The sequence below is a fragment of the Neorhizobium sp. USDA 3394 genome (assembly GCF_056280385.1).
In genome coordinates, this window is sequence record NZ_JBWCDU010000001.1 from 2,138,934 (window position 1) to 2,165,192 (window position 26,259).

General features: G+C 60.9%; 24 protein-coding genes and 1 tRNA gene. 13 read left to right on the forward strand and 12 right to left on the reverse strand.

Annotated elements, in window-relative coordinates; genetic code table 11:
• Positions 1–98: 98 nt before the first annotated feature.
• The gene (locus ACZ9EJ_RS10230; protein WP_046640735.1) at positions 99–1,553 is read left to right on the forward strand and encodes a TrkH family potassium uptake protein; all 1,455 of its coding nucleotides are present in this window, start codon (positions 99–101) and stop codon (positions 1,551–1,553) included.
• Here the strand turns inward: ACZ9EJ_RS10230 and ACZ9EJ_RS10235 are convergent.
• The 3 genes from ACZ9EJ_RS10235 to wrbA all read right to left on the reverse strand — a co-directional run bounded on the left by ACZ9EJ_RS10235 (position 1,550) and on the right by wrbA (position 3,095).
• Complete coding sequence (locus ACZ9EJ_RS10235) at positions 1,550–2,197, reverse strand: metallophosphoesterase family protein (protein WP_046640737.1); 648 nt, start codon at positions 2,195–2,197, stop codon at positions 1,550–1,552. The two genes, ACZ9EJ_RS10230 and ACZ9EJ_RS10235, sit on opposite strands and share 4 nt — an antisense overlap.
• Before the next feature lie 67 nt (positions 2,198–2,264).
• Positions 2,265–2,350 (reverse strand) — tRNA-Leu (locus ACZ9EJ_RS10240).
• 145 nt (positions 2,351–2,495) lie between these two features.
• Positions 2,496–3,095, reverse strand: coding sequence for an NAD(P)H:quinone oxidoreductase type IV (gene wrbA, locus ACZ9EJ_RS10245; protein WP_046640779.1), 600 nt, complete (start codon positions 3,093–3,095; stop codon positions 2,496–2,498).
• A 248-nt stretch (positions 3,096–3,343) separates the two neighbouring features.
• On the opposite strand from wrbA, the gene ACZ9EJ_RS10250 reads away from it, so the two are divergent.
• The 9 genes from ACZ9EJ_RS10250 to ACZ9EJ_RS10290 all read left to right on the forward strand — a co-directional run bounded on the left by ACZ9EJ_RS10250 (position 3,344) and on the right by ACZ9EJ_RS10290 (position 15,358).
• A complete protein-coding gene (locus ACZ9EJ_RS10250) occupies positions 3,344–4,129 on the forward strand; it encodes a competence/damage-inducible protein A (RefSeq protein WP_046640738.1) in 786 nt (261 codons plus the stop codon).
• Between the two features lie 123 nt (positions 4,130–4,252).
• Positions 4,253–5,092, forward strand: a complete 840-nt coding sequence (locus ACZ9EJ_RS10255) for a universal stress protein (protein ID WP_046630882.1) — start codon at positions 4,253–4,255, stop codon at positions 5,090–5,092.
• A gap of 78 nt (positions 5,093–5,170) precedes the next feature.
• A complete protein-coding gene (gene gpt, locus ACZ9EJ_RS10260) occupies positions 5,171–5,668 on the forward strand; it encodes a xanthine phosphoribosyltransferase (protein WP_046630965.1) in 498 nt (165 codons plus the stop codon).
• Positions 5,669–6,109: 441 nt separating this feature from the next.
• Entirely contained in the window at positions 6,110–7,957 is a 1,848-nt protein-coding gene (locus tag ACZ9EJ_RS10265) for a methyl-accepting chemotaxis protein (protein ID WP_046640739.1), read from the forward strand.
• A 60-nt stretch (positions 7,958–8,017) separates the two neighbouring features.
• Positions 8,018–8,599: a hypothetical protein gene (locus tag ACZ9EJ_RS10270; RefSeq protein WP_046640740.1), complete on the forward strand. Its 582-nt coding sequence runs from the start codon at positions 8,018–8,020 to the stop codon at positions 8,597–8,599.
• 904 nt (positions 8,600–9,503) lie between these two features.
• Positions 9,504–13,313: a vitamin B12-dependent ribonucleotide reductase gene (locus ACZ9EJ_RS10275; protein ID WP_046640741.1), complete on the forward strand. Its 3,810-nt coding sequence runs from the start codon at positions 9,504–9,506 to the stop codon at positions 13,311–13,313.
• A 203-nt stretch (positions 13,314–13,516) separates the two neighbouring features.
• Positions 13,517–14,131: a papain-like cysteine protease family protein gene (locus tag ACZ9EJ_RS10280; protein WP_052764614.1), complete on the forward strand. Its 615-nt coding sequence runs from the start codon at positions 13,517–13,519 to the stop codon at positions 14,129–14,131.
• 266 nt (positions 14,132–14,397) lie between these two features.
• Positions 14,398–14,940 (forward strand): hypothetical protein, encoded by a 543-nt coding sequence (locus tag ACZ9EJ_RS10285; protein WP_046640742.1) that lies wholly within the window; start codon positions 14,398–14,400, stop codon positions 14,938–14,940.
• A gap of 214 nt (positions 14,941–15,154) precedes the next feature.
• Positions 15,155–15,358 carry a heavy-metal-associated domain-containing protein gene (locus tag ACZ9EJ_RS10290; protein ID WP_046640781.1) on the forward strand — a complete coding sequence of 68 codons (204 nt, stop codon included), beginning with the start codon at positions 15,155–15,157 and terminating at the stop codon, positions 15,356–15,358.
• A gap of 28 nt (positions 15,359–15,386) precedes the next feature.
• Here the strand turns inward: ACZ9EJ_RS10290 and ACZ9EJ_RS10295 are convergent, their stop codons facing one another.
• Positions 15,387–15,908, reverse strand: coding sequence for a hypothetical protein (locus tag ACZ9EJ_RS10295; protein ID WP_046640743.1), 522 nt, complete (start codon positions 15,906–15,908; stop codon positions 15,387–15,389).
• A 53-nt stretch (positions 15,909–15,961) separates the two neighbouring features.
• Here ACZ9EJ_RS10295 and ACZ9EJ_RS10300 point away from each other — a divergent pair, with 53 nt between their 5' ends.
• Positions 15,962–16,501 (forward strand): Crp/Fnr family transcriptional regulator, encoded by a 540-nt coding sequence (locus tag ACZ9EJ_RS10300; protein WP_046640744.1) that lies wholly within the window; start codon positions 15,962–15,964, stop codon positions 16,499–16,501.
• Between the two features lie 465 nt (positions 16,502–16,966).
• Here ACZ9EJ_RS10300 and ACZ9EJ_RS10305 read toward each other — a convergent pair whose 3' ends face one another.
• The 6 genes from ACZ9EJ_RS10305 to pstC are packed head-to-tail and all read right to left on the reverse strand — an operon-like array spanning position 16,967 to position 22,769.
• Complete coding sequence (locus ACZ9EJ_RS10305; protein WP_046640745.1) at positions 16,967–17,653, reverse strand: winged helix-turn-helix domain-containing protein; 687 nt, start codon at positions 17,651–17,653, stop codon at positions 16,967–16,969.
• Between the two features lie 14 nt (positions 17,654–17,667).
• Complete coding sequence (gene phoB, locus ACZ9EJ_RS10310; RefSeq protein WP_037084667.1) at positions 17,668–18,351, reverse strand: phosphate regulon transcriptional regulator PhoB; 684 nt, start codon at positions 18,349–18,351, stop codon at positions 17,668–17,670.
• Between the two features lie 29 nt (positions 18,352–18,380).
• On the reverse strand, positions 18,381–19,094 hold the full coding sequence (phoU, locus tag ACZ9EJ_RS10315; protein WP_037084669.1) for a phosphate signaling complex protein PhoU: 714 nt from the start codon (positions 19,092–19,094) through the stop codon (positions 18,381–18,383).
• 45 nt (positions 19,095–19,139) lie between these two features.
• Positions 19,140–19,955 (reverse strand): phosphate ABC transporter ATP-binding protein PstB, encoded by an 816-nt coding sequence (gene pstB / locus ACZ9EJ_RS10320; RefSeq protein WP_046635299.1) that lies wholly within the window; start codon positions 19,953–19,955, stop codon positions 19,140–19,142.
• 13 nt (positions 19,956–19,968) lie between these two features.
• A complete protein-coding gene (gene pstA / locus ACZ9EJ_RS10325; protein WP_046635301.1) occupies positions 19,969–21,288 on the reverse strand; it encodes a phosphate ABC transporter permease PstA in 1,320 nt (439 codons plus the stop codon).
• Positions 21,285–22,769 (reverse strand): phosphate ABC transporter permease subunit PstC, encoded by a 1,485-nt coding sequence (gene pstC / locus ACZ9EJ_RS10330; protein ID WP_046635365.1) that lies wholly within the window; start codon positions 22,767–22,769, stop codon positions 21,285–21,287. The genes pstA and pstC overlap by 4 nt, the downstream gene beginning before the upstream one ends.
• Between pstC and ACZ9EJ_RS10335 the strand changes: the two genes are divergently transcribed.
• Positions 22,726–22,953 (forward strand): hypothetical protein, encoded by a 228-nt coding sequence (locus ACZ9EJ_RS10335; protein WP_251091229.1) that lies wholly within the window; start codon positions 22,726–22,728, stop codon positions 22,951–22,953. The genes pstC and ACZ9EJ_RS10335 overlap by 44 nt on opposite strands.
• On the opposite strand, the gene ACZ9EJ_RS10340 is transcribed toward ACZ9EJ_RS10335, so the two are convergent.
• A complete protein-coding gene (locus ACZ9EJ_RS10340; protein ID WP_046635303.1) occupies positions 22,954–23,988 on the reverse strand; it encodes a substrate-binding domain-containing protein in 1,035 nt (344 codons plus the stop codon). It lies immediately after the preceding gene.
• A 455-nt stretch (positions 23,989–24,443) separates the two neighbouring features.
• On the opposite strand from ACZ9EJ_RS10340, the gene ACZ9EJ_RS10345 reads away from it, so the two are divergent.
• A complete protein-coding gene (locus tag ACZ9EJ_RS10345; RefSeq protein WP_251091226.1) occupies positions 24,444–25,058 on the forward strand; it encodes a hypothetical protein in 615 nt (204 codons plus the stop codon).
• A gap of 115 nt (positions 25,059–25,173) precedes the next feature.
• Here the strand turns inward: ACZ9EJ_RS10345 and ACZ9EJ_RS10350 are convergent, their stop codons facing one another.
• Entirely contained in the window at positions 25,174–25,803 is a 630-nt protein-coding gene (locus tag ACZ9EJ_RS10350) for an outer membrane protein (protein ID WP_046635306.1), read from the reverse strand.
• Positions 25,804–26,259: the final 456 nt, after the last annotated feature.

The following is a 26,259-nucleotide window of genomic DNA, read 5'->3' on the forward strand; positions in this document are numbered from 1 at the left end:
GGCCATCCATTGAATTTCAAGAATGGTCCCGCTATGCCATAGGCTTACGGCTGAGACAAAGCTTCTTTCAGTTGCCGCGAACTTCGGGACAACCATTTTTGAACGCCAATCTTCTTCGGTCGGTCATCTACATAACGGCGCTCTGCGCACTCTACCTGTCGCTCGCCATGTTCCTGCCGGCGATGGTGGACCTTTATTACGGGCATCGCGACTGGCAGGTTTTCGCAATGTCCGGCCTCATGGTCGGCGGACTTGCAGCGGCGGCTGCGCTCGCGACCCATGGCCCCCCGCCAGTCTTCAACAAGCGTCTCGGCTTCCTGCTGGTCAACGTCCTTTGGGCGATGTTTTCCGTGGTCGGCGCCATTCCGCTCTTCCTTGCCGAACACGAACTCTCGTTCGCGCAGGCGCTGTTCGAATCGATTTCCGGCATTACCACGACCGGCTCGACCGTGATCGTCGGGCTGGACACCATGCCGCCCGGCATCCTGCTCTGGCGCTCGCTGCTCACCTGGCTCGGCGGCATCGGAATCGTCGGCCTCGGCCTGTTCGTCCTGCCGTTCCTGAAAGTCGGCGGCGCCTCGATCTTCAAGCTTGAATCGTCGGAGACCAACGACAAGCCTTTCGCCCGGCTTGCCAGTTTCACCCGTGCCTTCCTGATCGTCTACGTCCTACTGACGCTTGCCTGCACAATCGCTTACGATCTCGCCGGCATGGACCATTTCGATGCGCTGAACCATGCGATGTCGACGATCGCGACGGCCGGCTTCTCGACGCACGACATGTCGTTTGGCTATTTCGACAACAACGGGCTTCTGGTCGTCGGCAACGTCTTCCTGGCGATCTCCAGCCTGCCGTTTTCGGTGCTGATCCTGCTTGCCGTGCGCGGGCGGCTGGATACGCTGCGCGATCCGCAGATCCTGGTTTTCCTCGGTTATCTCTGCCTCATCTCGATCGTCGTTGCCGTCTACCACCACCTGAGAAATGGCGTCGAACTGGACGACGCCCTGATCCATTCGTTCTTCAACATCACCTCGATCCTGTCGACCGGCGGCTTTGCGAGCGACGACTATACGCTCTGGGGACCGTTCGTGGTGCTCGTCGCCTTCTTCGCCACCTTCGTGGGCGGCTGCTCAGGCTCGACGGCCGGCGGCATCAAGGCCTATCGTTTCGTGGTGATGGTCAACGTCATCCGCGCCGGGCTGAACAAGCTTATCTATCCGAACGCGATCTACCCCGTACGTTACGGCAGCCTGACGGTGGATGCCGAAACGCAGCGCGCGGTCTTCCTGTTCGTCAGCCTCTACATTTTCCTCTGGGTCGTCGGCAGCGTCGGCATGGCGCTGTTGGGTTACGACGTCCTGACCGCCACGTCCTCGGTCATCACCGCGCTCTCGAACGTCGGTCCTGGCATCGGCCCGATCGTCGGTCCCGTCGGCAACTTTTCCACGATCAGCGATCCGGCGCTCTATCTCCTGTCGCTGATGATGCTGCTCGGACGTCTCGAAATCCTGACCGTGCTGGTCCTGCTGACGCCGGTTTTCTGGCGGCACTAGCCCGGCACGCGCAGGAATTCGAGCGGCCCGCCGGGCTCATCGTCGTCGAAGACGGCACAGGTCAGTTCGCCGCCGAACACGCAGCCGCTGTCGATATTGGTGCGGTTTCCGATCGTCTGTGGATTGCCGGGAAGCGGCGTGTGGCCGTGGCAGAGATGCCGGCCCCAGAATTCGCCGTCATCGTCGCTTGCAAATCGCTTCCAGATCAGGTCGCGCTCCCGCTGCCCATTGAGCGGCAGCGTCTCGTCGACGCCGGCATGCACGAAGATCCGGTGCTCGTCGACAAGGATCAGGGGACGATGCGCGCACCATGACAGCACCAGGGGCGGCACGTAACCCTCGAAGGAAACCATCGTCTCGCGGCCGCCATTGTCGAGCCAGGTGATCTCGTCGTGCCCGCGGTTCTGATGCGCGCGAACCATCATGTCCTCATGATTGCCCTTGAGCGCCGTCCACCGCCAGCCCTCTTTCCGCGGCCCGGCCATGACAAGGTCGAGCACGCCCCTGCTCTTCGGCCCGCGGTCGATGTAATCACCGATGAAGATCACATGCCCGGACGGCGCATGGTCTTCCACCTGCCCGAGCAGCTCCTTCAACTGCGCCAGGCAGCCGTGGATATCGCCGATCGCAAAGGTAAAGCCCAAAGCACGCCTCCATCGAAGTGGATATCAAACGGTCTTCATCGCAAACGGTTGCAGGCACGGCCAGGCTTGGTGCGGACGGCGGGGATCGAACCCGCATGACCAAAGGCCGAGAGATTTTAAGTCTCTTGCGTCTACCAGTTTCGCCACGTCCGCTTGGCGTCCTGTTTCTTGAAGTTGCGGGGCGTCGTCAAGCACCCAAATCGCGGAAGCGGTTCGCCGGTTGCGAAAAAACATGGCCTGACGAACGAAGGGCGCGGCGATCTCTCGCCGCGCCCTTCGGAAATTCATGGCAATTCAATCAGCCGGCGAGCTTGGCAGCCAGCTTGGCGACGTGGGCGCCCTGGAACTTGGCGCCTTCGAGTTCGATCTCGGAAGGCTGGCGCGAGCCGTCGCCGTTGGTGATCGTGCTGGCGCCGTAGGGCGAACCGCCCTTGACTTCTTCGGTGCCCATTTGGCCGGCAAAGGCATAAGGCAGGCCGACGACCGCCATGCCCTGATGCAGGAAGGTCGGAATGAAGCCGAGGATGGTCGATTCCTGGCCGCCGTGCTGGGTAGCGGACGAAGTGAACATCGAGCCGATCTTGCCGACCAGCTTGCCCTGCGCCCAGAGGCCGCCGGTCTGATCCCAGAAATTGCGCATCTGCGAAGCGACGGTGCCGAAGCGGGTGCCGGCGCCGACGATGATCGCGTCGTATTCGGTCAGCTCCTCGACGGTCGCGACCGGAGCCTGCTGGTCCATCTTGTAGTAGGAGGCCTTTGCGACCTCGTCCGGAACCAGTTCCGGAACGCGCTTGACCGTCACGTCGGCGCCTGCCGAGTTCGCGCCTTCCGCGACGGCGTAGGCCATCTTCTCGATGTGGCCGTAAGCGGAATAATAAAGCACGAGAACCTTCGCCATGATCTTCTCCATTCGATGTCTGATGTGTGAACAAGGCCGTCTGCGGCCAGAACCAGGCCCAGATGTAACGGCTTCACAGCTTGGCGACAGCCCCTGCCGGGTCTACGCACTGTTCAGCATTCGAAGACGATATTTCGCTTGCGGATCATAAATTCGTAACAGACGCGGTTTCTGCAGCCGTCCCGACAAAATCGCTTCTGCCTCGAAAAATTTGGGCTTAGGAGTGTGGCACCTACGGAGGAATATCCATGTCTGAAGCGTCGCAACCATCCTTGATCGTCACCGCCGCCATGCTCGCCATCGGCGACGAACTTTTGTCGGGCCGGACCAAGGACAAGAATATCGGCCATCTCGCCGATCTGCTGACGCTTTCGGGCATAGACCTCAAGGAAGTGCGGATCGTCGCCGACGAGGAGGATGCGATCGTCGAGGCGCTGAATGCCCTGCGCGGCCGCTACGACTACGTCTTCACCTCGGGCGGCATTGGCCCTACCCATGACGACATCACCGCCGATGCGATCTCGAAAGCCTTCGGCGTGCCCTGCATCCACGATCCCGACGCGATGAAGCTGCTTGCCGACATGTACAAGCGCCGGGAGATGGAATTCACCGAGGCGCGCCAGCGCATGGCCCGCATGCCTGAAGGCTCCAAACATATCGCGAACCCGGTCTCGACCGCTCCCGGCTTCATCATCGGCAATGTCTATGTGATGGCCGGCGTGCCGCAGGTCTTCCAGGCGATGGTCGACAACGTGCTGCCGATGTTGCGCTCGGGCGCAAAAATGCTGTCGCGGGCGCTGCCCTGCCCCTATGGCGAGGGTGATATCGGCACACTTCTCTCGGCGGTGCAGAAGGCGCATCCTCAGACCAGCATCGGCTCCTATCCGAAATATGACGGGCAGCGGTTCTCGACCGAGATCGTCGTGCGCGCCCGCGATCCGCAGGTTCTGGATGCGGCCGCGCAAGCCGTGGCGGAGATGATCGCCGGCATCGACCGCGCCAAGATCGCCACCAATCCGACAGCCGATGCCTGACCGCGGCACTCTGTCTCCTGATTGCCGGCAGCGCGCTCCTTGACCGGGATCAAGGCGCGACACACGTATTTATCATAGACTGGTTTCCAATCCCGCGGAACCAGTTGATGAGGAGATACAGCCATGGCCTACAAGACCATTCTCGCCGTTCTCGACACACCTCAAAACGCCCGGCAGATCACCGATTTCGGCATCGCGCTCGCCGAACGGTTTTCCGCCCATCTGATCGGCGTGCATGCCGAAACGCTCGCCGCCGTGCCGCTGATCGCGCCGATGGAAATCCCCGATCCCGCCGCCGTGCAGATCCTTCAGGACGCTGCGCAGAAGGAAACGGCGGAGGTCGAGCGGATCTTCAAGGCGCAATCGGCCCGCGAGGGCCTTTCCGTCGAATGGCGCAGCTTCATGTCGTCGGCCGGTTACGGCTCCCACTCGGTGATGGATACCGCCCATGCCGTCGACCTGATCGTCGCGAGCCAGAGCGATCCCGCCCACGCGGATCACCGCGCCGATCTGGAAACCTTCCTCTTCGACAGCGGTCGGCCGATGCTGCTCATCCCCTACACGATGAAGGTGCCGCAACCGATCAAGCGGGTGATGATCGCCTGGAACGGTTCGCGGGAGGCGGCGCGGGCGACCTTCGATTCGATGCCGTTCCTCAAAGGTGCCGATAGCGTCGAGGTGTTTTGCGTCGATCCGGGCGACCGCGGCGGCCAGACGCCGGAAATGGCAGGGGCCGAGATCGCTACCACCCTTGCCCGGCACGGTATCAACGTGACGCTGTCAACCCAGCGAAAGAGCGGCCTCACGGCGGCAGCGGCGATCGAGAACCACCTCTCGGAGGGCAGCGTCGACCTGCTGGTGATGGGTGGTTACGGCCACGCGCGCTGGTGGGAAATGCTGTTTGGCGGCGTCACCCGTACCCTGCTTGATTCGATGACGGCGCTGACTTTGCTTTCCCGCTGACAAATCCTTGCGTCTTCGGGCGAATTGCCGCTATTAGCGAGAGCCAACAACATGCTTTCGCTAATGGTGGCCAGCCTCATGTCTCTTCCCGAAAAAGCCTTCCCCGTTTCCTGGGATCAATTCCATCGCGACGCCCGGGCGCTTGCCTGGCGTCTCGCAGGCCTCAAGCAGGATTTCCGCGCGATCGTCTGTATCACCCGCGGCGGCCTGGTGCCGGCGGCGATCATTTCGCGCGAACTCAATATCCGCCTCATCGAGACGGTCTGTATCGCCTCCTACCACGACTACGTCAACCAGGGCGAAATGAACCTGCTGAAGGGAATCACTCCCGAACTGACGGTCGACGAAGGCGCCGGCGTCCTTGTCATCGACGACCTGACCGATACCGGCAAGACGGCATCGGAAGTGCGTACCATGCTGCCGAAGGCGCATTTCGCCTGCGTCTACGCAAAACCCTCCGGCGTGCCGACCATCGACACATTCGTCACGGAAGTCAGCCAGGACACCTGGATCTATTTCCCCTGGGACATGGGCTTCACCTACCAGGAGCCGATCGCCAAAGCCGAACGCAGCTAGCCTGTCGCGGCGAGGTTCGAGCGGGAGTTGTGGACGGTAAGGAGAAGGGCGATGTGGCGCCCCTCTCCGCCGAAGCGTTTCGGCGCGGGCCAGCCACAAATCCTGTGCGTCCCCGAAGGCCGCGGTGAAAAATCGTTGATTTCGGCATCGTGAGGGCTCGTGGAGAACCCCGCGCGGCTCGAATTGGCTTTCATCAAGGATCTCGCGTCGGGAGATCGTCCCAGGTGCAATATTTCACCTGCCGGTTGCCCTTTCCTCATAAGGGTGTGCTAATTTTATTTTTTCTTCATATAAAGGAGGAACACTGTCGTCCGTAGGCTTTGCCTGACAATGGCGACGCGGGCATGATGCCTGCCGTGTAACACCCTCAGCGTACGATGTCCGAGTTCAATCCGCCAGACTGGGGTCTCCCAGTCGCGTCTGCATGACATCGAGGCCCGCATGCGTGATATTTTGAATAGGATGCCGCTGACCACCAAACTGGCGGCGCTTATCGTCGCGGTCAATATTTGTGGCGTTTCCGCCTTGGCCACCTATACCTGGATATCGGAAACGCGCTTGCTGATCAGCACGGCGACGGCGCATTGGTCGCGCGGTACCGAGCAGTTCGCGTCGGCTGCAGCCGGCGGCGTGAAATGGGGCAAGGTCAACGCGGTGCGGGAAGCCTATACTCTGCAGCGCGACAACCCTAACCTCGACCTGGTCCAATTCGCCGCGTTCAACGCCGAGCTCGTCCCGGTCGACATCTGGGCACGCGAAGGCGTGGCAGGCGTCCTGTCTTCAACCGAATTGGCCCAGACTATCGGTCAGAAACCCGACAAGACAGTTGTCGATACGACGCTGACTTCCAGAGGTCTGGTCGGGATCGTCGTGCCCCTGCCCCCGGACAAAGGGGGCAAGGTCACGGGTTATCTCTTCACCGCCTGGTCGGTGGAGAAAATCCTCGCCACCGCGCAGGAGGAAGTGCTGGCCACCCTCCTTATCCAATTGCTCGTCATCACCGTCGCTGTCACAGCCTTTCTCCTCGCAATGCGCCGGCTTGTCGGACGCCCGGTCAGGAACCTCAGCGCGCGCATCATCGCTTTGCAAACCGGCGACCTCACATCCCCAATCGAATACCAGCGCAATGGTGACGAGATAGGCGTTCTCTCCCGCGCGCTGGAAGTGTTCCGCGGCGAGGCGATTGCGAAGGTCGAAGAAGAGCGCATCGCCGCCGAGCAGCGCCAGTCGCTTGACGAGGAACGCGCCCGCAACGCGCGGATCACCGAGGAAACCAGCAACACGCAACGGGCCGTCATGGCACAGCTTGGAGATGCGCTGGAAAGGCTTGCCGGAGGCGACTTTTCGATTCATCTCAATGGTCTCGGGCCGGATTTTGAGAAACTGCAACAGGATTTCAACAACATGGTCGAGGCGGTTGCCGCCGCCCTGACCGAAATCAAGGAAGCCTCTCACCAGGTGGAAGATCGTTCCAGCGAGCTTGCCGGCGCCGCCGATCAGCTGGCCCAGCGCACGGAACGACAGGCCGCCGCTCTCCAGGAGACCGCCGCCTCGCTTGGCCAGGTCACCACGACGGTCAGAACCTCTTCACAGAAGGCGGAGAGCGCCGGGCACCTCGTCGAGGAAACGAAGAAGGGCGCCCATTCGTCGGCAACCGTCGTCCGCAATGCGATCGGGGCGATGGACCGGATCCAGGCCTCGTCCAGCCAGATCGGCCACATCATCGGCGTTATCGACGAGATCGCCTTCCAGACCAATCTCCTGGCGCTGAATGCCGGCGTCGAGGCGGCCCGCGCGGGCGAGGCCGGCAAGGGTTTTGCAGTCGTTGCCCAGGAAGTGCGCGAGCTGGCCCAGAGATCGGCCAATGCGGCCAAGGAAATCAAGGTTCTGATCACCAGCTCCAATCAGGAGGTCGCTGCCGGCGTCGGGCTTGTCAACGACACGGGCGATGCCCTTCTCCAGATCGGCCACCAGATCGACCGCATCAGCGACAGCATCGTTTCGATCGTCCAGTCCTATCGGGAACAGGCCACGGGGCTGCAAGAGATCAACACCGCGATCAACCAGATGGATCACGCCACCCAGCAGAATGCCGCGATGGTGGAGGAAACCAATGCTGCCTGCCAGGAACTGCTCTCCCAAGGCCGTCTGCTGCTCAGTTCGGCCAGCAGTTTCACCGTCGGAAAAACAGCCGGAAATGGTGCCCAGGCCCATTCCGAATCGGGGAGACATCAATCTCTTTCCGACCAAAGAACCGGCTTTGCCGCTCCGTTCAGACAAGCGTCCTGAAGACGCCTCTCTGGCGGCATGACCCAATAAACGTCAGCAACCTATGGAAGGGAACCACCCATGCATAAGATCATCGTCATGCTCCTTCTCGGCAGCACCATATCCGCCCTGCCCCTCGGCACCGCTCAGGCCGAGGAAGCCCACGTCGCACCGGTGACCGAATATGTCACAGCCAAAGTAAAGCCCTGGCTCACCGACACGGTGGTCATTTCGGCGATCAAGGCCCAGAATGCCGCCAATGCCAAGCTGAGCGACGCCGATATCCTAGCGCTCGACAAGAAATGGCGCGCCGAGGTCGACAGTTCCAGCCGCGCGACGATCGACAACGTGCTGAACAACGCCCTGTCGAAACTTCTCGTTGAGAAGAAGGAAAAGTCCGAGGGAGCAATTACGGAAATCTTCATCATGGACGCCAAGGGCCTCAATGTCGGCCAGAGCGACATCACCTCCGATTATTGGCAGGGCGACGAGGCAAAGTTCAAGAAATCCTTCGGTGCCGGCAAGAACGCGCTTTTTGTCGACGAGGTCGAAAAGGACGAATCGTCCCAGACGCTGCAGTCGCAGGCAAGCGTGACGATTTCCGACGAGAGCGGAACGCCGATCGGCGCCGTGACGATCGGGATAAACGTCGATTCTCTCTGAGCTCGGTGACTTCCCCTGGCGCTGCGGCATCGTTGACGCCACAGCGCCAGGGAAAAACGAGCGAATATCCCGGGCCTGCCGATGAAGAACCTGATCGGCACACATCCCCGTCTTTTAGGTTAGCCTGCGCGGCTATCGTCCCGACGCCGTTTGGGACACCTGGGCCTCTTTTCCTGGGACGGGCTTCATCAGGCTTGAAGCGTCGGCTGCTGATTCTTTACGGCCCCCTTTTCAAAAATCTCGGCCCTTGTCACGGGCCTGCCGGTTAAAAAAACGCGCCGGCTTATCTATTAGTGGTGGCCACAGATTCTTGAACTGCCTCGATATGGTACGGCCGAACCCTCAAAACCCCGCCGAACCGGGCTTCCGGCGCCTGCCGCCTCTCACGAAATATTTCCGGGCCTCATGACGCAAGCTTCAGGCTATCCCCGCAACTGCCTGAGAATCCTCGTCTATTTCTTCCTCCCCGTTATCCACAGCCGCGAACCACAATATCTTGTGGTTACAAAAGCATTGCAATCTACGCCTTGACGAATCTCTCGGCTCGTTCGACAGTGTTCCTTACGTTGCGGCGGCGACTGGACCGGAATTAACGAGGCCGGTTCTTCTTCGAGTTTGACGGGAAAAGACCATGCAGTCCGGCTATGAGGGGCGGGCTGCTAGCAGGATCTCCGTGCGTCTCGATTTTCCGCTCCGGAACAATGGCTGGGACTGGCGGAAAGATTCTGTTAATACTATATGTAGTAGTGTTGCAGCCGTTATCACCACAACATACAGGTTGGCATCGAAAGATGATCACCTGGGGATCGGAAACATTCAACCGGCTGCGCGCGTCGAACGTGTGGGCTGGAGCGGCACATCTGCGCTCTTCAATCGGGCGCCAACTGACGAGGGATTTAAGGCAATGCGCATCGAACGTCGTTTCACCAAGCCAGCCACAGGCGCTTACGGGGAAATCGAATTCCGCAAGGGGATCAGCGAGATCCGCAATCCGGACGGCTCGATCGTCTTCCGGCTGGCCGATATCGACGTGCCTGCGCAGTTCTCCCAGGTCGCGACCGACGTTCTGGCGCAGAAATATTTCCGCAAGGCCGGCGTTCCGAAGATCCTGAAAAAGGTCGAAGAGAATGACGTCCCCTCCTTCCTGTGGCGCTCTGTAGCTGACACGGAAGCGATGAAGGCCTTGCCGAAGGAAGAGCAGTACGGTTCCGAAACCGATGCGCGCCAGGTCTTTTCCCGCCTTGCCGGCACCTGGACCTATTGGGGCTGGAAGGGTGGCTATTTCACCTCCGAAGAAGACGCCGCAGCCTTCATGGACGAGCTTGCCTATATGCTCGCCACCCAGCGCGTCGCCCCGAATTCGCCGCAGTGGTTCAACACCGGCCTGCACTGGGCCTATGGCATCGACGGCCCCGGCCAGGGCCATTTCTATGTCGACCCCTTCACCGGCAAGCTCACCAAGTCGAAGTCGGCCTATGAGCATCCGCAGCCGCATGCCTGCTTCATCCAGTCGGTCGAGGACGATCTCGTCAACGAAGGCGGCATTATGGACCTGTGGGTCCGCGAGGCGCGTCTCTTCAAATACGGCTCCGGCACCGGCTCCAACTTCTCGATGCTGCGCGGCGAAGGCGAAAAGCTGTCCGGCGGCGGCCGCTCCTCCGGCCTGATGAGCTTCCTGAAAATCGGCGACCGCGCCGCCGGCGCCATCAAGTCGGGCGGCACGACCCGCCGCGCCGCCAAGATGGTCGTCGTCGATATCGACCATCCGGATATCGAGGAATACATCAACTGGAAGGTCAAGGAAGAACAGAAGGTGGCGGCCCTCGTCACCGGCTCCAAGATCGTCTCCAAGCACCTGAAGGCCATCATGAAGGCCTGCCTCAACTGCGAAGGCGGTTCCGGCGACGATTGCTTCGACCCGCTCAAGAACCCTGCCCTCAAGCGCGAGATCAAGGCCGCCAAGAAGGACCAGGTTCCCGAAAACTACGTGGGCCGCGTCATCCAGTTCGCCCGCCAGGGCTACAAGGACCTGGAATTCAAGACCTATGACACGGACTGGGATTCGGAAGCCTATCTCACCGTCTCCGGCCAGAACTCCAACAACTCCGTCTCGCTCAAGGACGACTTTTTGCGCGCCGTCGAGCAGGAGGGTGACTGGAACCTCACCGCCCGCAAGGACGGCCGCGTGATGAAGACGCTGAAGGCCAAGGACCTCTGGGAACAGATCTCCTACGCGGCCTGGGCGTCCGCCGATCCGGGCATCCATTTCAACTCGACGATGAACGACTGGCACACGTCCCCGGCCGGCGGCCCGATCCGCGGCTCGAATCCGTGCTCGGAATACATGTTCCTCGACGACACGGCCTGCAACCTCGCCTCGATGAACCTGCTGCAGTTCAAGGACAAGGCGACTGCCCGCATCAACATCGCCGATTACGAACATGCGACCCGGCTCTGGACCGTCGTGCTCGAAATCTCGGTGATGATGGCGCAGTTCCCGTCGCGCCAGATCGCCGAACTCTCCTACCAGTACCGCACGCTCGGCCTCGGTTACGCCAATATCGGCGGCCTCCTGATGTCGACCGGCATCGCCTATGACTCTCCGGAAGGCCGCGCCATCGCCGGCTCGCTGACCGCGATCATGACCGGCATTTCCTATGCCACCTCGGCTGAAATCGCCTCCGAGCTCGGTCCCTTCCCGAACTATGCGCCGAACCGCGACAGCATGCTGCGGGTCATCCGCAACCATCGCCGCGCCGCCCATGGCGAGACCTCGGGCTACGAGCAGCTGTCGGTCAACCCGGTCGCGCTGATCCATTCGGAAAACCCGGACCAGGACCTCGTCGCCCATGCCAAGGCCGCCTGGGACAAGGCGCTTGTCCTCGGCGAACAGCATGGCTACCGTAACGCGCAGGTCTCGGTTATCGCGCCCACCGGCACGATCGGCCTCGTCATGGATTGCGACACGACCGGCATCGAGCCTGATTTCGCGCTCGTCAAGTTCAAGAAGCTCGCCGGCGGCGGCTACTGGAAGATCATCAACGGCGCCGTTCCGGAAGCGCTGCGCACCCTCGGCTACACCGAAAGCCAGATCGCCGAGATCGAGGCCTATGCGGTCGGCCATGGCAACATCAATCAGGCGCCCGGCATCAACCCCGGCTCGCTGAAGGCCAAGGGTTTCACCGACGAGAAGATAGAAGCGATCAACAGCGCCACCAAGGCTGCCTTCGACATCAAGTTCGTCTTCAATCAGTGGACTTTGGGCGCCGACTTCCTGAAGAACACGCTCAAGGTTTCCGACGAGCAGCTCTCCGACATCAGCTTCAACCTGCTCGAACATATCGGTTTCTCCAAGAAGGACATCGAAGCCGCCAACATCCATGTCTGCGGCGCGATGACGCTCGAAGGCGCGCCCTTCCTGAAGGCCGAACATCTGCCTGTCTTCGATTGCGCCAATCCCTGCGGCAAGATCGGCAAGCGTTATCTCTCGGTCGAGAGCCATATCCGGATGATGGCGGCTGCCCAGCCGTTCATCTCAGGCGCGATCTCCAAGACGATCAACATGCCGAACGACGCGACCGTCGAGGATTGCGGCTCCGCCTACATGCTCTCCTGGAAGCTCGGCCTCAAGGCCAACGCGCTCTATCGCGACGGCTCGAAGCTTTCGCAGCCGCTCAACTCGTCGCTGATCGCCGATGACGATGCGGAAGACGCCGTCGAGGAACTGCTGGCCCAGCCGGCAGCCGCCCAGGCCGTGACGATCACCGAAAAGATCGTCGAGCGGATCATCGAAAAGGTCGTCCGCAGCCAGGAAAAGCTGCCCGGCCGCCGCAAGGGTTATACCCAGAAGGCAAAGATCGGCGGTCACACCATCTTCCTGCGCACCGGCGAATACGACGACGGCCGTCTCGGCGAAATCTTCCTCGACATGAACAAGGAAGGTTCGGCGCTGCGCGCCTTCATCAACAACTTCGCGATCTCCGTCTCGCTCGGCCTGCAGTATGGCGTGCCGCTCGAGGAATATGTCGATGCGTTCACCTTCACCAAGTTCGAACCGGCCGGCATCGTCACGGGCAATGACGCGATCAAGAACGCCACGTCCATCCTCGACTACGTGTTCCGGGAACTGGCGATCTCCTATCTCGGCCGCCACGACCTCGCGCATGTCGATACGTCGGACTTCTCCAACACCGCGCTCGGCCGCGGCGTTTCGGAAGGCAAGGCGGACGTCGTCTCCAAGGGCCTGACCCGCGGCTACAAGCCGACCCTCGTTTCCGGCACCGGCGGCGATCGCCCGGCCGAAATCAAGGGTGCAGCCACCGCCGCCCCTGCCCGCGCCTCGGCCGGCACCAACGTCACCGCCTTTGCCGGTGCCGCCGCCCGCAAGCTGGAACCGACGGTTGCCATCTCCACCTCCGAAATCGTCTCCTTCAAGCGGGACTACGAGGAGCGCGCCAAGGAACTCGCCGAAGAGATCGTCGAGGAACTGGCCGAGGAACAGGCCGCCACCACCGCCCTCTTCTCCGACAAGGCCGCCGACGAGGCAGCCGCGGCGAAGACCGAAGCCAAGAAGGTCGAAAACGAACGCCGCATGCGCTCGATCGCTCAAGGCTATACGGGCAACATGTGCGGCGAGTGCCAGAACTTCACGATGGTTCGGAATGGGACTTGCGAGAAGTGCGACACGTGCGGTGCGACGAGCGGGTGCAGCTGATTGCTGCAGAAAAAGTGGTCTGCGGAGCCAATGGGTATGTCCCACGGCCATTGGGTCTGTCCCAAATGCCCGGTGAGGCGCTCAAAGCTCCCGACCTAGAGCCGCATCCATAGGCGCAATCCGGGCATCGAAAGATGCCCGGATGATATCAAGTGGAACAAAACAGGATCAATCTTCTGTAGCGACAAGACAGGCAGGGTGGCATGAGCGAGGTTGAGTTCGATGCAGAGCCTGAAGAATCCGACGCGGTCGTGAAGGCGGGCCGTCCGCGACGCCCCTCGACGCCGCCGAACATCAGGGCGATTGTCTGGGCACGGGCTGCGGGACGGTGTCAGTTCCGCGGGTGCAACAAGTTGCTCATCGGAGATCTTGTCTCGGGCAAGTCCGACCTCAACGCTTCCTACATCGCCCACATCGTCGCCGACTCGGTGGATGGCCCGCGGGGTCACAAGTCGCTGTCGTCAGAGCTTTCGACCCGTCCAGGCAACCTCATGCTGATGTGCGATCCGCATCATCGCCTCATCGATGGCCCGGCAACTCGACACGAGTATCCAAATAAGATTGAATTGGACTTCGCTATCCAACTCCAGGAACAGAGCAAGTGGTGCTGGGCGGCGACGGCCTCAAGCATCTCGCATCACTACGAACCGAACGCCTCCCGCAGTCAGAACGAGATAGTTGGACGGGCGCTCAAAATTCCCCCGCCATGGATTCCCGATGAATCCTGGAATCAGCCCGCCCCTATGATGACCGGGCTCCGTATTGTGCGTTGCGACGCCGGCACTCAATGTGACACGGCGAGTTTCGGCGTATCCTGAAGGAGCTTGATAAGAACAACCCGATTGTGTCCAGATCGAATGGCCGACTAAGGAAGGCCACGCGGTGGTGATCACCGGAGGCTGGATCGCGGAGGATGGGTCAGAACACTACATCGTAGGCGATCCCGGATTTGGAGATTCGTTTCCGGTTCCGGGTGACGAACTTCAATTGGATTACCTAGAATACAAGGGGAAGTGGGTGCAGACCTATTTCGTCCGAGCGCCATATTGAATGGGTGCCCCCGATCGAAACGAGAGACGTTGACATGCCCTTGGCAATACGGAATGCGCCATCTTCCATCGACGAAAAGTTCGCTCGCGGCATAAACATCCTTGCGGGCAGCCCCGGGCACGATAGCAAGAACACCAGCTATAGTCACATCGGGCCATTCCCGAAACGGGTGCTAGCTTCGTTGCCACGTACGGCTGCCGACCTGGATTCCGCGGCCGGCTCCGGATGGCAATATCTCGTCAATGATGCCCAAGGGTACGGTGTCGTCGACATCAGTAACAAGCCCAACGGAACCTACAGCGCCTTTCGGCGGGGCGATTTTGCCGCTGCCTATCATGAAGCTCTCGCTCTCATCGATTACCACGTCTCCGGCACCGAGGAAGTGTTCGAGCTGGAAGTCATCGAAATTCCTACTGAATTCACATGCGTGATTACGCTCAGGGGACAGGAGTTGGAATTCTATCCTGCCTACCTCAGGGGAAGACGTTTGGTTCCGGATCGAAGGACGTTAGAGGAATTTCAGGCGCTCGCGTCAGGTGCTTCCTATCAGAGCAGCTCCAGGCCATCGCCGATCTGACCTCCGATCACACGCAGGAGGCTGGCTGCGACCGATCGATCGGATGAACGCTGTCCGCGTCTGGATGGAACAAGGCGACCAGCACGGACTTTCACCGCGGCGAGCGCTCTTGCTGCTCATTATAAAGCCATCCGCTCCTCCTCTCGCCCTCTTGGCCTTCCAACCGTGGGAATCACTATCTTCGCATTTGGTCACATCGAAAAAGGAGACCCAGATGTACGGGTTCGACATTCCGAACATGACCTGCGGCCACTGTGCGGGTACGGTCAAAAAGGCGATCGAAGGAGCGGATCCAGCCACCTCGTCGATTATTGACCTCGGCACGAAGAAGGCCAGTGTCGAAACCACTGTGTCGCCGGAGGCGATAGCCGCTGCCATCATCGAGGCGGGGTATGCGACGACCTACAAATCTGTATGAAAGTCCCGGGGCCGTCCTTGGGGCGGCCCTATGTCTTCCGGTAGCCGCGTAGCACAGCATAGCCTCGAACCTGATCGGGTGTGAGTATCCCCATTGTCTCGATATGCACCGAAAGATGGATGTAGCGTAGGCGGCCACGGGATTGTTCTGCGTCCGACAGGGCCTTTGCGAGGTCTCCGGGATTCACGTCCGGCCGCCTGAACAGGGCATCCACCGCCCGCTCAGCCTCCAGATACCTCCCGCCCTCGGCCACAGCTTCGCGCTTCATCCGCTCGAAAAGATCCTCGATCCTCGTGAGCTGGATTTCGGTCAGTGACAGATCTCGTGCGAGATCCAGCACATGGCGCGGTCCGGGAACGCCATTGAGTTCGGCAGGCTTGGCCAGTCCCCAGCCTCCACCCCGCTCAAGTTCGAGGATGTCATCGGCGGAAAGGGAAGTAACCGCCCTCTCCTCCTGGCCTACGTAAGGTGATTGATGTCCACTATGGGCATCCTGCGGTAGGGCAGCAGACGGCAACAGCAGCAGTATGAGAGCGAGGTATCTGGTCATCGGGATTCCTTTTCGGTGTGTATCCACATTGCACGTCCATCCGGAACCATGACATGATCGCTGTCATGTCAGATCTGATTTCAAGCCTCCGCGGAATGGCAAGCGCCATGCGCAGTTTCGATGCCGGGCAATACCCGTTCAGGCAGGAGGACGAGGTCGAGGTTCTGCACGTGGTCGATGCAGGTTCGTTTCATCTCGTCCGTCACCAGGCCGATGGGGGAATGGCCGTCCTCCAGAGGGCGGCTGCGGGGTCTATCCTGGCCGAGGCTTCGATATTCTCCGACCGCTATCACTGCGGTGGCGTTGCCACGGCGGCGGCGAAAACCGCAGTGATCCCGGTCACGTCAGTCAAAGAGCGGCTTCGTGTGGATATTGATTTCTCGCACCAGTGGACACTTCATCTCGCGCGCGAACTTCATGCCAGTAGGAAGCGGGCGGAGATAATGTCGCTGAAGACCGTGAAAGCGAGGCTCGAAGCCTGGATATCCTGGAACGGTGGGTTCCCCTCGAAGGGCATGTGGAAGCAGATCGCGGAAGAGATCGGAGTCTCTCCCGAGGCATTGTACCGGGAGATTGCACGCCGGAGATCGTAGCCAGGTCTTGCGGACGGTGCGGAAGGACATATGGCAGGGCGAAACAAGATCTACCGGGGCGATCCAAGGATCGTAACTTAGTTTCCTATTGCGCCCGGTTGAAGCGCCCTGTCAGAAATGTTCCGGAGCCAAGGCGGCTAGTCCTCCATGTCCTCTACGCGGGACGCATCGGTGAAGCTTATGCTCTGCACCACGCTGCCCGAGACGGGGAGACAGGGATGTGGATATTCACCGCTTAGTCACCAGCACTCCGGGCGCGGCGTCGGAGAACCGGACCAACCGGCGAAGGCATATCTGAAGGTGATTGCGGTCGACCCGCAAGGTACGGCGGAGGCGTTGGCAAAAGGCGCTGCATAGTTCCAATAGCTGGCGAATGCTGCTTCGCCAGCCTCCATGGCAATGATCCGCCGGGTCGCCATCAGCCGGTCAGGATAAAGATTGGCCCCAAGTCCAAAGAGACGCCTGTCAGAAATCGCCCAATGCGTATCCGGTGCCGCGCACGGTCCGGATCACGTTGTCGGACTTGCCAAGGCTGATGACTTTGCGAAGCCGGCCGATATGGACATCGATCGCGCGCTCATCGACGTTCGTGTCGTCGCCCCACAGGGAAGCCTTGAGCTCCGAGCGTGAATAGACCTTGCCGGGCGTCCGCATCAGGAATTCAAGAAGCTTGAACTCCTTCGGCCCGAGCTTGACCTCGCGCTTCTGCCGGTGAACCCGATGGGCTTCCCGGTCGAGCGTGAGATCGCCCACCTTGAGCATATGGTCCAGGAGGGCGGGGTTGACCCTCCTGAGCAGGTTCTTCACGCGGACGACGAGCTCGACCGGGGAGAATGGCTTCATGAGGCAATCATCGGCACCCGCAGCCAGGGCGACCAGGTGAAGGCCCTCCCCACCCGATGGAACAAGGAGTATGATCGGAAGGCGCGATAGGACCGGATCGAGACGCACTTCGCGGCAGACCTCGAGACCTTGCACACCCGGAAGGTCCGAACTCATGACCAGGATATCCGGCGGAACGGCCTTCAGGCGATTGGAGATCTCGGCACCACTGGCCAGCATCGATACGACGAAGTTGTCGGCCGCGAGGGCTTTCTGCAATATCAGACGAAACGACTCGTCGTCGTCGACCAACAGGACCCGCGCGCTCATCTCGTGGCCACCAACTATGTTTCCATGGAGTATCCGGCACCGCGGACGGTGCGGATTACATCCTGCATGTTGGAGAAGTTGAGTGCCTTGCGAAGTCTTCCCACATGGACGTCGACCGTACGCTCGTCGACATAGATGTCATGGCCCCAGACGCCGTCCAGAAGCTGCGAGCGGGAGAAGACCCGGCCTGGCGCCGCCATCAGGAATTCGAGCAGGCGGAATTCGGTCGGGCCCAGACGCACCTCGCGGCTCTTGCGGTGAACGCGATGGGTTTCCCGATCGAGTTCGATGTCGCCGCAGCGGAGCACGCTGGAGAGCACTTCCGGACGAGCCCGCCGCAGCATGGCCTTGACGCGAGCCATCAGTTCCGGCGTCGAGAACGGCTTCACCACATAGTCGTCGGCACCGGTGGCGAGGCCGCGAACACGTTCGCTCTCCTCGCCGCGGGCCGTCAGCATGATGATCGGCAGGCGCTCCGTTTCCGGGCGCATGCGCAGCCGGCGGCAGAGTTCGATGCCGGAAACGCCGGGTAGCATCCAGTCGAGGATCAGAAGGTCCGGTACCCGTTCCTGAAGCCGGATCTCGGCTTCGTCGCCCCGCAAAACGGTATCGACCTCATAACCCTCGGCTTCCAGATTGTAGCGAAGAAGCACGCTCAGCGCTTCCTCGTCTTCTACGACAGCGATTTTTGGCAGCATTCTTCAGCCTGCTCCGTCAGCATTCCGTCTTATTCGGTGATAGCGCCGAGCGTGTTCGACGAGTCGTCCTTCGGACGATCGCCTTCCGGCTGGGCGCCTGTCGTCATGTAGTAGATGGTCTCGGCGATGTTGGTGGCATGGTCGCCGATACGCTCGATGTTCTTGGCGCAGAACAGCAGATGCGTGCAGGTGGTGATGTTGCGCGGATCCTCCATCATGTAGGTGAGGAGTTCGCGGAACAGCGAAGTGTACATCGCGTCGATTTCCTCGTCGCGGCTGCGGATCGCCTCGGCCTTTTCCGCCGAACGCGTCGCGTAGACGTCGAGGACGTCCTTGAGCTGCACGAGGGCGAGATCGGAGAGATGCTCCAGGCCGCGGGCGAGCTTGCGCGGAACGCCGGTGCCCTGAACCGCGATGACGCGCTTGGCGGTGTTCTTGCCAAGGTCGCCGACGCGCTCCAGATCGGAGGCGATGCGCAGCGAACCGACGATCTCGCGAAGGTCGGCTGCAACCGGCTGGCGACGGGCGATCGTGACGATCGCCTTGTCGCCGATCTCGCGCTCGGCGTGATCGAGGATCACGTCGTCGGAGATGACCTTCTGCGCGAGTGCGGCGTCGGAATTGACCAGCGCCCGCACGGCGTCCGAGCACATCTGCTCGGCGAGGCCGCCCATTTCGGAGATGCGGCGGCTCAGGTATTTCAGTTCGTCGTCATAGGCCGACAGGATATGGGTCGATGCCATCTTCTAGTCCTCAAAATTGATTTTCAGGCGGCACTTTCGGCTGGATCAGCCGAAACGGCCCATGATGTAATCCTGGGTGCGCTGATCGTCGGGATTGGTGAACATCTTGTCGGTGTCGTTCTCCTCGACGAGCTGGCCGAGATGGAACATGGCGGTGCGCTGCGACACGCGGGCAGCCTGCTGCATCGAATGCGTCACGATGACGATCGTGTAGTTGGCTCGCAGTTCATGGATGAGTTCTTCAACCTTGGCGGTCGCGATCGGGTCGAGCGCCGAGCAGGGTTCGTCCATGAGGATGACTTCCGGCGACACGGCGATCGCACGGGCGATGCACAGACGCTGCTGCTGGCCGCCGGAAAGCCCGGTGCCGGATTCATGCAGGCGATCCTTGACTTCGCCCCAGAGGCCGGCGCGCTGCAGGCTCGCCTCGACGATCTGGTCCATGTCGGCCTTGTTCTTGGAAAGGCCATGGATGCGCGGACCATAGGAGATGTTCTCGTAGATGGTCTTCGGGAACGGGTTCGGCTTCTGGAAAACCATGCCGACGCGAGCGCGAAGTTCGACGACGTCGATCGCCTGGTCATAGATATCGTCCGCGTCGAGAGTGATCTTGCCGGTAACGCGGCAATTCTCGATCGTGTCGTTCATGCGGTTGAGGCAGCGCAGGAAGGTGGACTTGCCGCAGCCGGAAGGACCGATGAGAGCCGTCACAGTGTTTTCGCGGACGTTAAGGTTCACGTCGAAAAGCGCACGCTTTTCACCGTAATACACCGAAACGTCCTTGCCGATCATCTTGTGGGAAGCATCGCTCATCTTTTGGTCCAGCGCCTTTTCAACTGCCGATTCTGACATCATATTCATTGTCATACTCCTTCTACCAGCGCCGCTCGAAGCGACGCCGCAAGAGAATTGCGCCAACATTCATTAGGATGAGGAACAGGAGCAGGATGATGATTGCTCCCGAGGTACGCTCGACGAACGCGCGTTCCGCTTCGTTCGCCCACATGTAGATCTGCACCGGCAGCGCCGTAGACGGGTCGAGCGGCGTTGTCGGATAGTTGGCGACGAAGGCCACCATGCCGATCAGGAGCAGCGGCGCGGTTTCGCCGAGGGCGTGGGCCAGGCCGATGATCGTGCCGGTCAGGATGCCGGGCATGGCAAGCGGCAGGACATGGTGGAAGATCGTCTGCATCTTCGATGCGCCGAGCCCGAGGGCGGCAGCGCGGATCGATGGCGGCACGGCCTTCAGTGCCGCGCGGGTCGCGATGATGATCGTCGGCAGCGTCATGAGGGTGAGCACCAGACCGCCGACGAAGGAGGCGGAACGCGGCAAGCCCATGAAGTTGACGAAGACCGCCAGACCGAGAAGACCGTAGACGATCGAGGGAACGGCCGCCAGGTTGTTGATGTTCACCTCGATCAGGTCGGTGAACTTGTTCTTCGGGGCGAACTCCTCGAGATATATCGAGGCCGCGACGCCGATCGGCAGCGCCAGGACAAGCACGATCAGCATCATGTAGAACGAGCCGATGAGCGCGACGCCGACACCGGCCGCTTCCGGACGGCTCGATGCGCCGTTGACGAAGATGCCGCTGTTGAAATGCTTGGCGAGCGCGCCGCTGTCGGAGAGCTGCGTCATCCAGGCGAGCTGCTGATCGTTGATCTTGCGATTCTCCTGGCTGACGTTGAGGTCGATCTGGCCCTTGTAGGCCGAGTCGATATCGCCGGAAGCGAGCAGTCTTACCGTCTGCGTCGTTCCGATGATCGCCGGATTGGCGACCACCAGGTCACGCAGCTGAACGCGGACGCCATCCGACAGCATCTGGCTGACTGCACGGGCTGCGACACGGTCGTCCACGCTGACGTTGAGCAGCTTGGCGAGCGCGTTGCGGGCAACGACCGGATAGTTGGCCGTCATCAGCTTCTGCGGGTTGGTGGCACGTTCGTTCTGCGGGTCGATGATCTGCTGCGAGAACTCGACCGGCATGGTGATCATGGTCTGCTGGAAGGCGGTGTAACCCTTGGAGACCACCGACCACAGGAGAAGCATCAGGAAGATGATGCCGAAGGAAAGCGCGGCGATGCCATAGGCACGAAAGCGACGCTCGGCGGCGTAACGGCGCTTGATGCCGATATCGCGACGGACGGACTTGGCCTTGGGGATGCCGGCGACGGGAGAAACCACATCGGTCATTCGTACTGCTCCCGGTATTTGCGCACGATATAGAGCGCGTAGATGTTGAGGCAAAGCGTGATGGCGAACAGCGTGATGCCCAGCGCGAAGGCAACCAGGGTCTGCGGCGAGGTGAACTCAAGGTCACCCGTCAGCTGGTTGACGATCTTCACTGTCACGGTCGTCATCGGCTCGAACGGATTGATCTGCAGGCGGGCGGCGACACCGGCCGCAAGCACGACGATCATGGTTTCGCCGACGGCGCGCGACGCGGTCATCAGGAGCGCGCCGACGATGCCCGGCAGAGCCGCCGGCAGGACCACCTTCTTGATGGTTTCCGAGCGAGTGGCGCCGAGGCCGAGCGAACCGTCACGCAGGGCACGCGGCACGGCCGTGATGATGTCGTCCGACAGCGAGGAGACGTAGGGGATCAGCATGATGCCCATGACGAAACCGGCCGTCAGAACGCTCTGCGCCTGGATGAAGTTGGCATAGTCGCCGGTAACGAGGCCGTTCAGCTGTGAAGAAATGTCGCGAAGGAAGGGACCGACCGTCGTCAATGCGAAGAAGCCGTAGACGATGGTCGGAATGCCGGCGAGCACTTCGAGCAGCGGCTTGGCAACCGCGCGGACTTTCGGCGAGGCGTATTCCGACATGTAGATTGCCGAAAAGAGGCCGATCGGAACCGCGAAGAGCATCGCGACGAAACCGATATAGAGCGTGCCGAGCAGCAGCGGAATGAGGCCGAACTGACCTTCCGAGCCACCCGAACCCGCAGCCGCAAAACGCGGATCCCATACCGTGCCGAAGAAGAATTCCCAGGCGGGAATGGCGGTGAAGAAGTGGGCGGCTTCCGTCAGCATCGATGCGACGATGCCGACCGTGGTCAGGATAGCGATCGAAGAAGCAACGACGAGGCTACCGAGAACCACTTTTTCCACCCGATTGCGGGCGCGGAAACGCGGCGCGATCTGGCGATAAGCGAAGAGGGCGCCGCCGATGGAAGCCCCCAGAACGACGATCGTCATCAGGATACGGCTGACGAAGGTCATCCGGTTCAGTTCGGCAGCGGCCTTGACCATGAAGGGCTGCGGATCACCCGCAAGTGCAACGCCCTTGGCGCCAAGCGCAGTACGAAGCTCCACCGGATTGTTTTCGATGCGGGCGATCTCGTCGCCGGTCAGCGCATTCATGCCGCGGGCAATCGAGGTAATCATGCCGTAGCTCAGGCCCTGCTCGGCCTGCGACTGGGTTTTCACCTCTTCCGGAAACGCACCGCGCACCGAGGAGCTGATATACATGGGGCTGGCGACCAGCCAGACAAAAAGAATGACGACGGCCGGCAAGATCGCCCAGACGGCGACAAAGGAACCGTAATATCCAGGCCGCGAATGAAGTTTGGAGGAAATTCCTCCGACCAGTGCCATCGCATGCCGGGCACCGGCGACGTAAGCGGCCATGCCGATTATCGCCAAAATCAACAATATTAGTGATGTGTTCATCATAATCCCCCGGCGTACCGCCTTCGGCGGCAACCCATCACCGCCCAGCTCCGGTCATCGGAACCGATCGCATCGCCGTCGCGCCTTGCGCAACACCATCGCCGCAAAATCGACGATTTCCTACCGAGGCAAAGCCTCCGGTCGGAGAGAAACGGCGCCGCCGGAAGCGGCGCCGTTCTTTTGATTACATGGTCTTACCAGCGGCAAAGTCCTTGCGGGCCTGCACGCGCTGCGCGTCCGGTGCGGCAACCAAGCCGTATTCGACGAGCGGCGAGTCAGGGCCGATCATGTCGTCGGACATGAAGAACTCGACGTATTCCTTGAGGCCCGGAACAACGCCCAGGTGAGCCTTCTTCACGTAGAAGAACAGCGGGCGGGAAACCGGATAGGTACCGTCAGCAATCACAGCCGCGGTCGGCTTGATGCCGTTCACGGTGGCGACTTTCAGCTTGTCTGCATTGTTTTCGTAGAAAGCGAGGCCGAATACGCCGACGCCGGTCTTGTTGGCAGCGATACGAGCGAGCGTCTCGGTATAGTCGCCGTCGATGTCCACAGCAACGCCGTCCTTGCGAACAGCAATGCACTTGGCGGTCGCCTGCTTGGCGTCCGGAACGAGCTTCTTGATGGCTTCTGCGGCACCGGCTTCCTTGCAGCCTTCTGCCAATACCTTCTCTTCGAAGACTTCGCGCGTGCCGTGCTTCGTGCCCGGAATATAGGCAGCGATCGGGCCCTTCGGCAGAGTCGGGTTGATCTCCGACCAGTTCTTGTAAGGATTGGCGACGAGCTTTCCGTCAACAAGCACTTCAGCGGCAAGAGCCTTGTAGAAGTCCTTCGGCTCGATCTTCATCTCGCCGTTGCTGCTGGCAGTCGCAAAAACGATACCGTCGTAACCGATGCGGATTTCCTGGACGTCGGTGACGCCGGCCGCCTTGCATGCTTCCAGTTCGCTCTTGTTGATTGGACGCGAAGAGTTAGCAATGTCGATCGTGGCTTCACCGACGCCCTTGCAGAATTCCTTGAGGCCAGCGCCCGAGCCGCCCGACTCGACGATCGGGGTCTTGAATTTCGGGAAGGCTTCGCCGAAAGCTTCGGCAACGATCTTCGCATAGGGAAGAACGGTGGAGGAACCGGCGACCTGAACCTGATCGCGAGCCGTTGCGACGCCTGCGGTGGCCAGCAGAATTGCGGCTACAGCGCAGCTTCCTAGATACTTCTTCATGGATTTCTCCCTTGGAATTCGGATTGACGCTTGGGCGTCGGCTACCCTCTATCTGTTGCTCATTACAGTTTTGTGACAGATTTATTTCATTTGTGAAAAGGACGCGGCCCAGCATTTGCACAGGTTTGCATCCTCCTTGCCTGCTCCGGCAGACGGGACGGAATATCGGTTATGACACCGATATCGGCGATGGCCACCGCCAGGGCCTCCCGCAGATGAACGAGCGAAATGAAGACGCTCGATGCGAGGCGGCTTTGGGCATGTTCCGTGGACGGCAGGCCGCCAATGAGACCAAAGTCCCCAGCCCCGCCCGACCTTGGTCCCGAAGCCAGGCTCATTGGTCCTGATCCCATGGATTTATATCCGCCCCTGCGCCAGGATGCGAGACATGTGAAAGGCCACGAAGCGCAGAGCTTCTCGCGGCTTGGGCAATGTACATGCAGGAGACGGTGAACATGAACAAGGTCCTCAGGAGCGGCATCGTCGTCCTGGCGCTCGCAGCGGTGTCCGTCGGCGGAGGCGTAACCGGATTTCCGGACCTCGCTTTCGCCAAGGGTGGCAATGGCGGCGGTAACGGCGGTGGCGGTGGAAACGGCGGCGGCAATGGCGGCGGTCGCGACAACGTCTCGAACCATGGCCATTCCGGCAAGAGCCGATCGACCTCAGCCAGTCTCGGCTCCGGCAAGGAGCGGGCCAAGAAGGATGCCGACCGCAAGGTCTCGAAGGCAACGCCAGCGCAGAAAGCCAAGCCGCAGGCCGCAAAAGTGGCAGGCCTCAGTTCCTTGAAGCGCAATTACCACGCCTATCTCAACACCAGCGATCCGCGGATGACCTCGCTCTCGGCCTACGTGAAGGCCTATGCGCAATACGAACTGACGAACGGCATCGATCCTGCCGCCACCGATCCCGACCTCGGCGAAGCCGCGCTTCGCGATGCGCTGGAGGATTTCGCGGGCGCGCCGGTGAGCGACGAGGCCTTCGGATGGGCACAGGACGAGCTTGGAGTGGGGCCAGCGGTCGGCAAGATCGACCAGGTCCGCGACCAGCTGGATACGGACGCAGATCTCTGAGAACCGCCCTTTAAACTGACAGCGCCGTAGGCCTCCCCGGCATACGGCGCTTTGAAGATTGTCGGACCGCGACAATACCCTCTCCAGGTCCGATGGATCTGGAGAGGGTGTGATACTAGAACTTGTAGTTCACGCCAGCCTTGAGCGTCTGGTCGCGGACGTCGGTCCTCGAAGAGACGCCGCCTGAAGTGCTGCGGACGTCGTTGGTCATGGTGTAGTTGTATTCGAAGCGGGCCGACAGGTTGTCGGTGAGCTTCTGCTCGACACCGGCGCCCAGGACCCAGCCCGGCTTCCAGCCGTCCGGACCGGACGTGCCGTTCTTGCCGCCGAAGCTGGTGAGCGCCACGCCTGCGGTGCCGTAGACCAGCGTCTGGTTCAAGCCGACGCCGGCCTTGGCCTTGGCGGCGACGCGGCCCTTTTCGGTGATCTTGCCGCCCGGTACGCGGCTTTCCACGTTACCCAGATGGGAGGCTTCGATTTCCGCACCGACGACGCCGGAATCGAGATCCATGTTGTAGCCGCCGTGAGCGCCGAGAACGAGGCCCTTGTCGCCGTCGAACGGGTTCAGCTTGCGGGATGCCATGCCGAGATCGGCACCGACATAGGCGCCACCCCAGCCCGCCTTCGGCGCGCCGGCAGGCTCGTTATAGGCCGGCGGTTCGGAATAGGAGGTGAGGTCGGCAGCCCAGAGGGGCGTGGCAGTGAATGCGGCAAAGATCGCCAGGGCGAAGGGCTTCGTGTTCATGGTTGGCTTACTCCGTACAGCACCTGCATCTCAAACACATGCAGGCGGTTACTCAAAAGGTTACACATCGCGCGGCAGTCACGGTCATCCCACCCAAGCCCGTCAGGCCCGGACCGCCGGCAGATATCCATTCATTTTTCACGAATTCATAAACACTTCCTTAACCGGCCGGCCGCGACGGCCCGGCAGGCGATCAACAAGTGTAACAGGTTCGGGAGCAGGCTCTCGCCACCGGCGCCGAGGATGAAGCGGCATCGCCACGAGTAGGCTCTATAGGGGCAAATGGCGGAGGGATCCTCAGGGTCATCCTCCGAACGCCAACCTATCCGGGCCCTTTTATGCCCCCCCTACCTCGCCGAGTACGCAGGGACACCCAACCAACCCCAGGACGTGAAAACCGGCAAATATCCTTGCCACAGGAACCAATGGGCATCCGGCGTGTTTGAACGGGGCACA

What these genes read in the sequence shown, in the direction of transcription:
- wrbA (WP_046640779.1), bottom strand. Translation starts at nt 3,095, where the DNA reads ATGGCGAAGGTTCTCGTGCTTTATTATTCCGCTTACGGCCACATCGAG.
- ACZ9EJ_RS10250 (WP_046640738.1), top strand. Translation starts at nt 3,344, where the DNA reads ATGTCTGAAGCGTCGCAACCATCCTTGATCGTCACCGCCGCCATGCTC.
- ACZ9EJ_RS10255 (WP_046630882.1), top strand. Translation starts at nt 4,253, where the DNA reads ATGGCCTACAAGACCATTCTCGCCGTTCTCGACACACCTCAAAACGCC.
- gpt (WP_046630965.1), top strand. Translation starts at nt 5,171, where the DNA reads ATGTCTCTTCCCGAAAAAGCCTTCCCCGTTTCCTGGGATCAATTCCAT.
- ACZ9EJ_RS10265 (WP_046640739.1), top strand. Translation starts at nt 6,110, where the DNA reads ATGCGTGATATTTTGAATAGGATGCCGCTGACCACCAAACTGGCGGCG.
- ACZ9EJ_RS10270 (WP_046640740.1), top strand. Translation starts at nt 8,018, where the DNA reads ATGCATAAGATCATCGTCATGCTCCTTCTCGGCAGCACCATATCCGCC.
- ACZ9EJ_RS10275 (WP_046640741.1), top strand. Translation starts at nt 9,504, where the DNA reads ATGCGCATCGAACGTCGTTTCACCAAGCCAGCCACAGGCGCTTACGGG.
- ACZ9EJ_RS10280 (WP_052764614.1), top strand. Translation starts at nt 13,517, where the DNA reads ATGAGCGAGGTTGAGTTCGATGCAGAGCCTGAAGAATCCGACGCGGTC.
- ACZ9EJ_RS10285 (WP_046640742.1), top strand. Translation starts at nt 14,398, where the DNA reads ATGCCCTTGGCAATACGGAATGCGCCATCTTCCATCGACGAAAAGTTC.
- ACZ9EJ_RS10290 (WP_046640781.1), top strand. Translation starts at nt 15,155, where the DNA reads ATGTACGGGTTCGACATTCCGAACATGACCTGCGGCCACTGTGCGGGT.
- ACZ9EJ_RS10295 (WP_046640743.1), bottom strand. Translation starts at nt 15,908, where the DNA reads ATGACCAGATACCTCGCTCTCATACTGCTGCTGTTGCCGTCTGCTGCC.
- ACZ9EJ_RS10300 (WP_046640744.1), top strand. Translation starts at nt 15,962, where the DNA reads ATGATCGCTGTCATGTCAGATCTGATTTCAAGCCTCCGCGGAATGGCA.
- ACZ9EJ_RS10305 (WP_046640745.1), bottom strand. Translation starts at nt 17,653, where the DNA reads ATGAGCGCGCGGGTCCTGTTGGTCGACGACGACGAGTCGTTTCGTCTG.
- phoB (WP_037084667.1), bottom strand. Translation starts at nt 18,351, where the DNA reads ATGCTGCCAAAAATCGCTGTCGTAGAAGACGAGGAAGCGCTGAGCGTG.
- phoU (WP_037084669.1), bottom strand. Translation starts at nt 19,094, where the DNA reads ATGGCATCGACCCATATCCTGTCGGCCTATGACGACGAACTGAAATAC.
- pstB (WP_046635299.1), bottom strand. Translation starts at nt 19,955, where the DNA reads ATGAATATGATGTCAGAATCGGCAGTTGAAAAGGCGCTGGACCAAAAG.
- pstA (WP_046635301.1), bottom strand. Translation starts at nt 21,288, where the DNA reads ATGACCGATGTGGTTTCTCCCGTCGCCGGCATCCCCAAGGCCAAGTCC.
- ACZ9EJ_RS10335 (WP_251091229.1), top strand. Translation starts at nt 22,726, where the DNA reads ATGCCGATTATCGCCAAAATCAACAATATTAGTGATGTGTTCATCATA.
- pstC (WP_046635365.1), bottom strand. Translation starts at nt 22,769, where the DNA reads ATGAACACATCACTAATATTGTTGATTTTGGCGATAATCGGCATGGCC.
- ACZ9EJ_RS10340 (WP_046635303.1), bottom strand. Translation starts at nt 23,988, where the DNA reads ATGAAGAAGTATCTAGGAAGCTGCGCTGTAGCCGCAATTCTGCTGGCC.
- ACZ9EJ_RS10345 (WP_251091226.1), top strand. Translation starts at nt 24,444, where the DNA reads ATGAACAAGGTCCTCAGGAGCGGCATCGTCGTCCTGGCGCTCGCAGCG.
- ACZ9EJ_RS10350 (WP_046635306.1), bottom strand. Translation starts at nt 25,803, where the DNA reads ATGAACACGAAGCCCTTCGCCCTGGCGATCTTTGCCGCATTCACTGCC.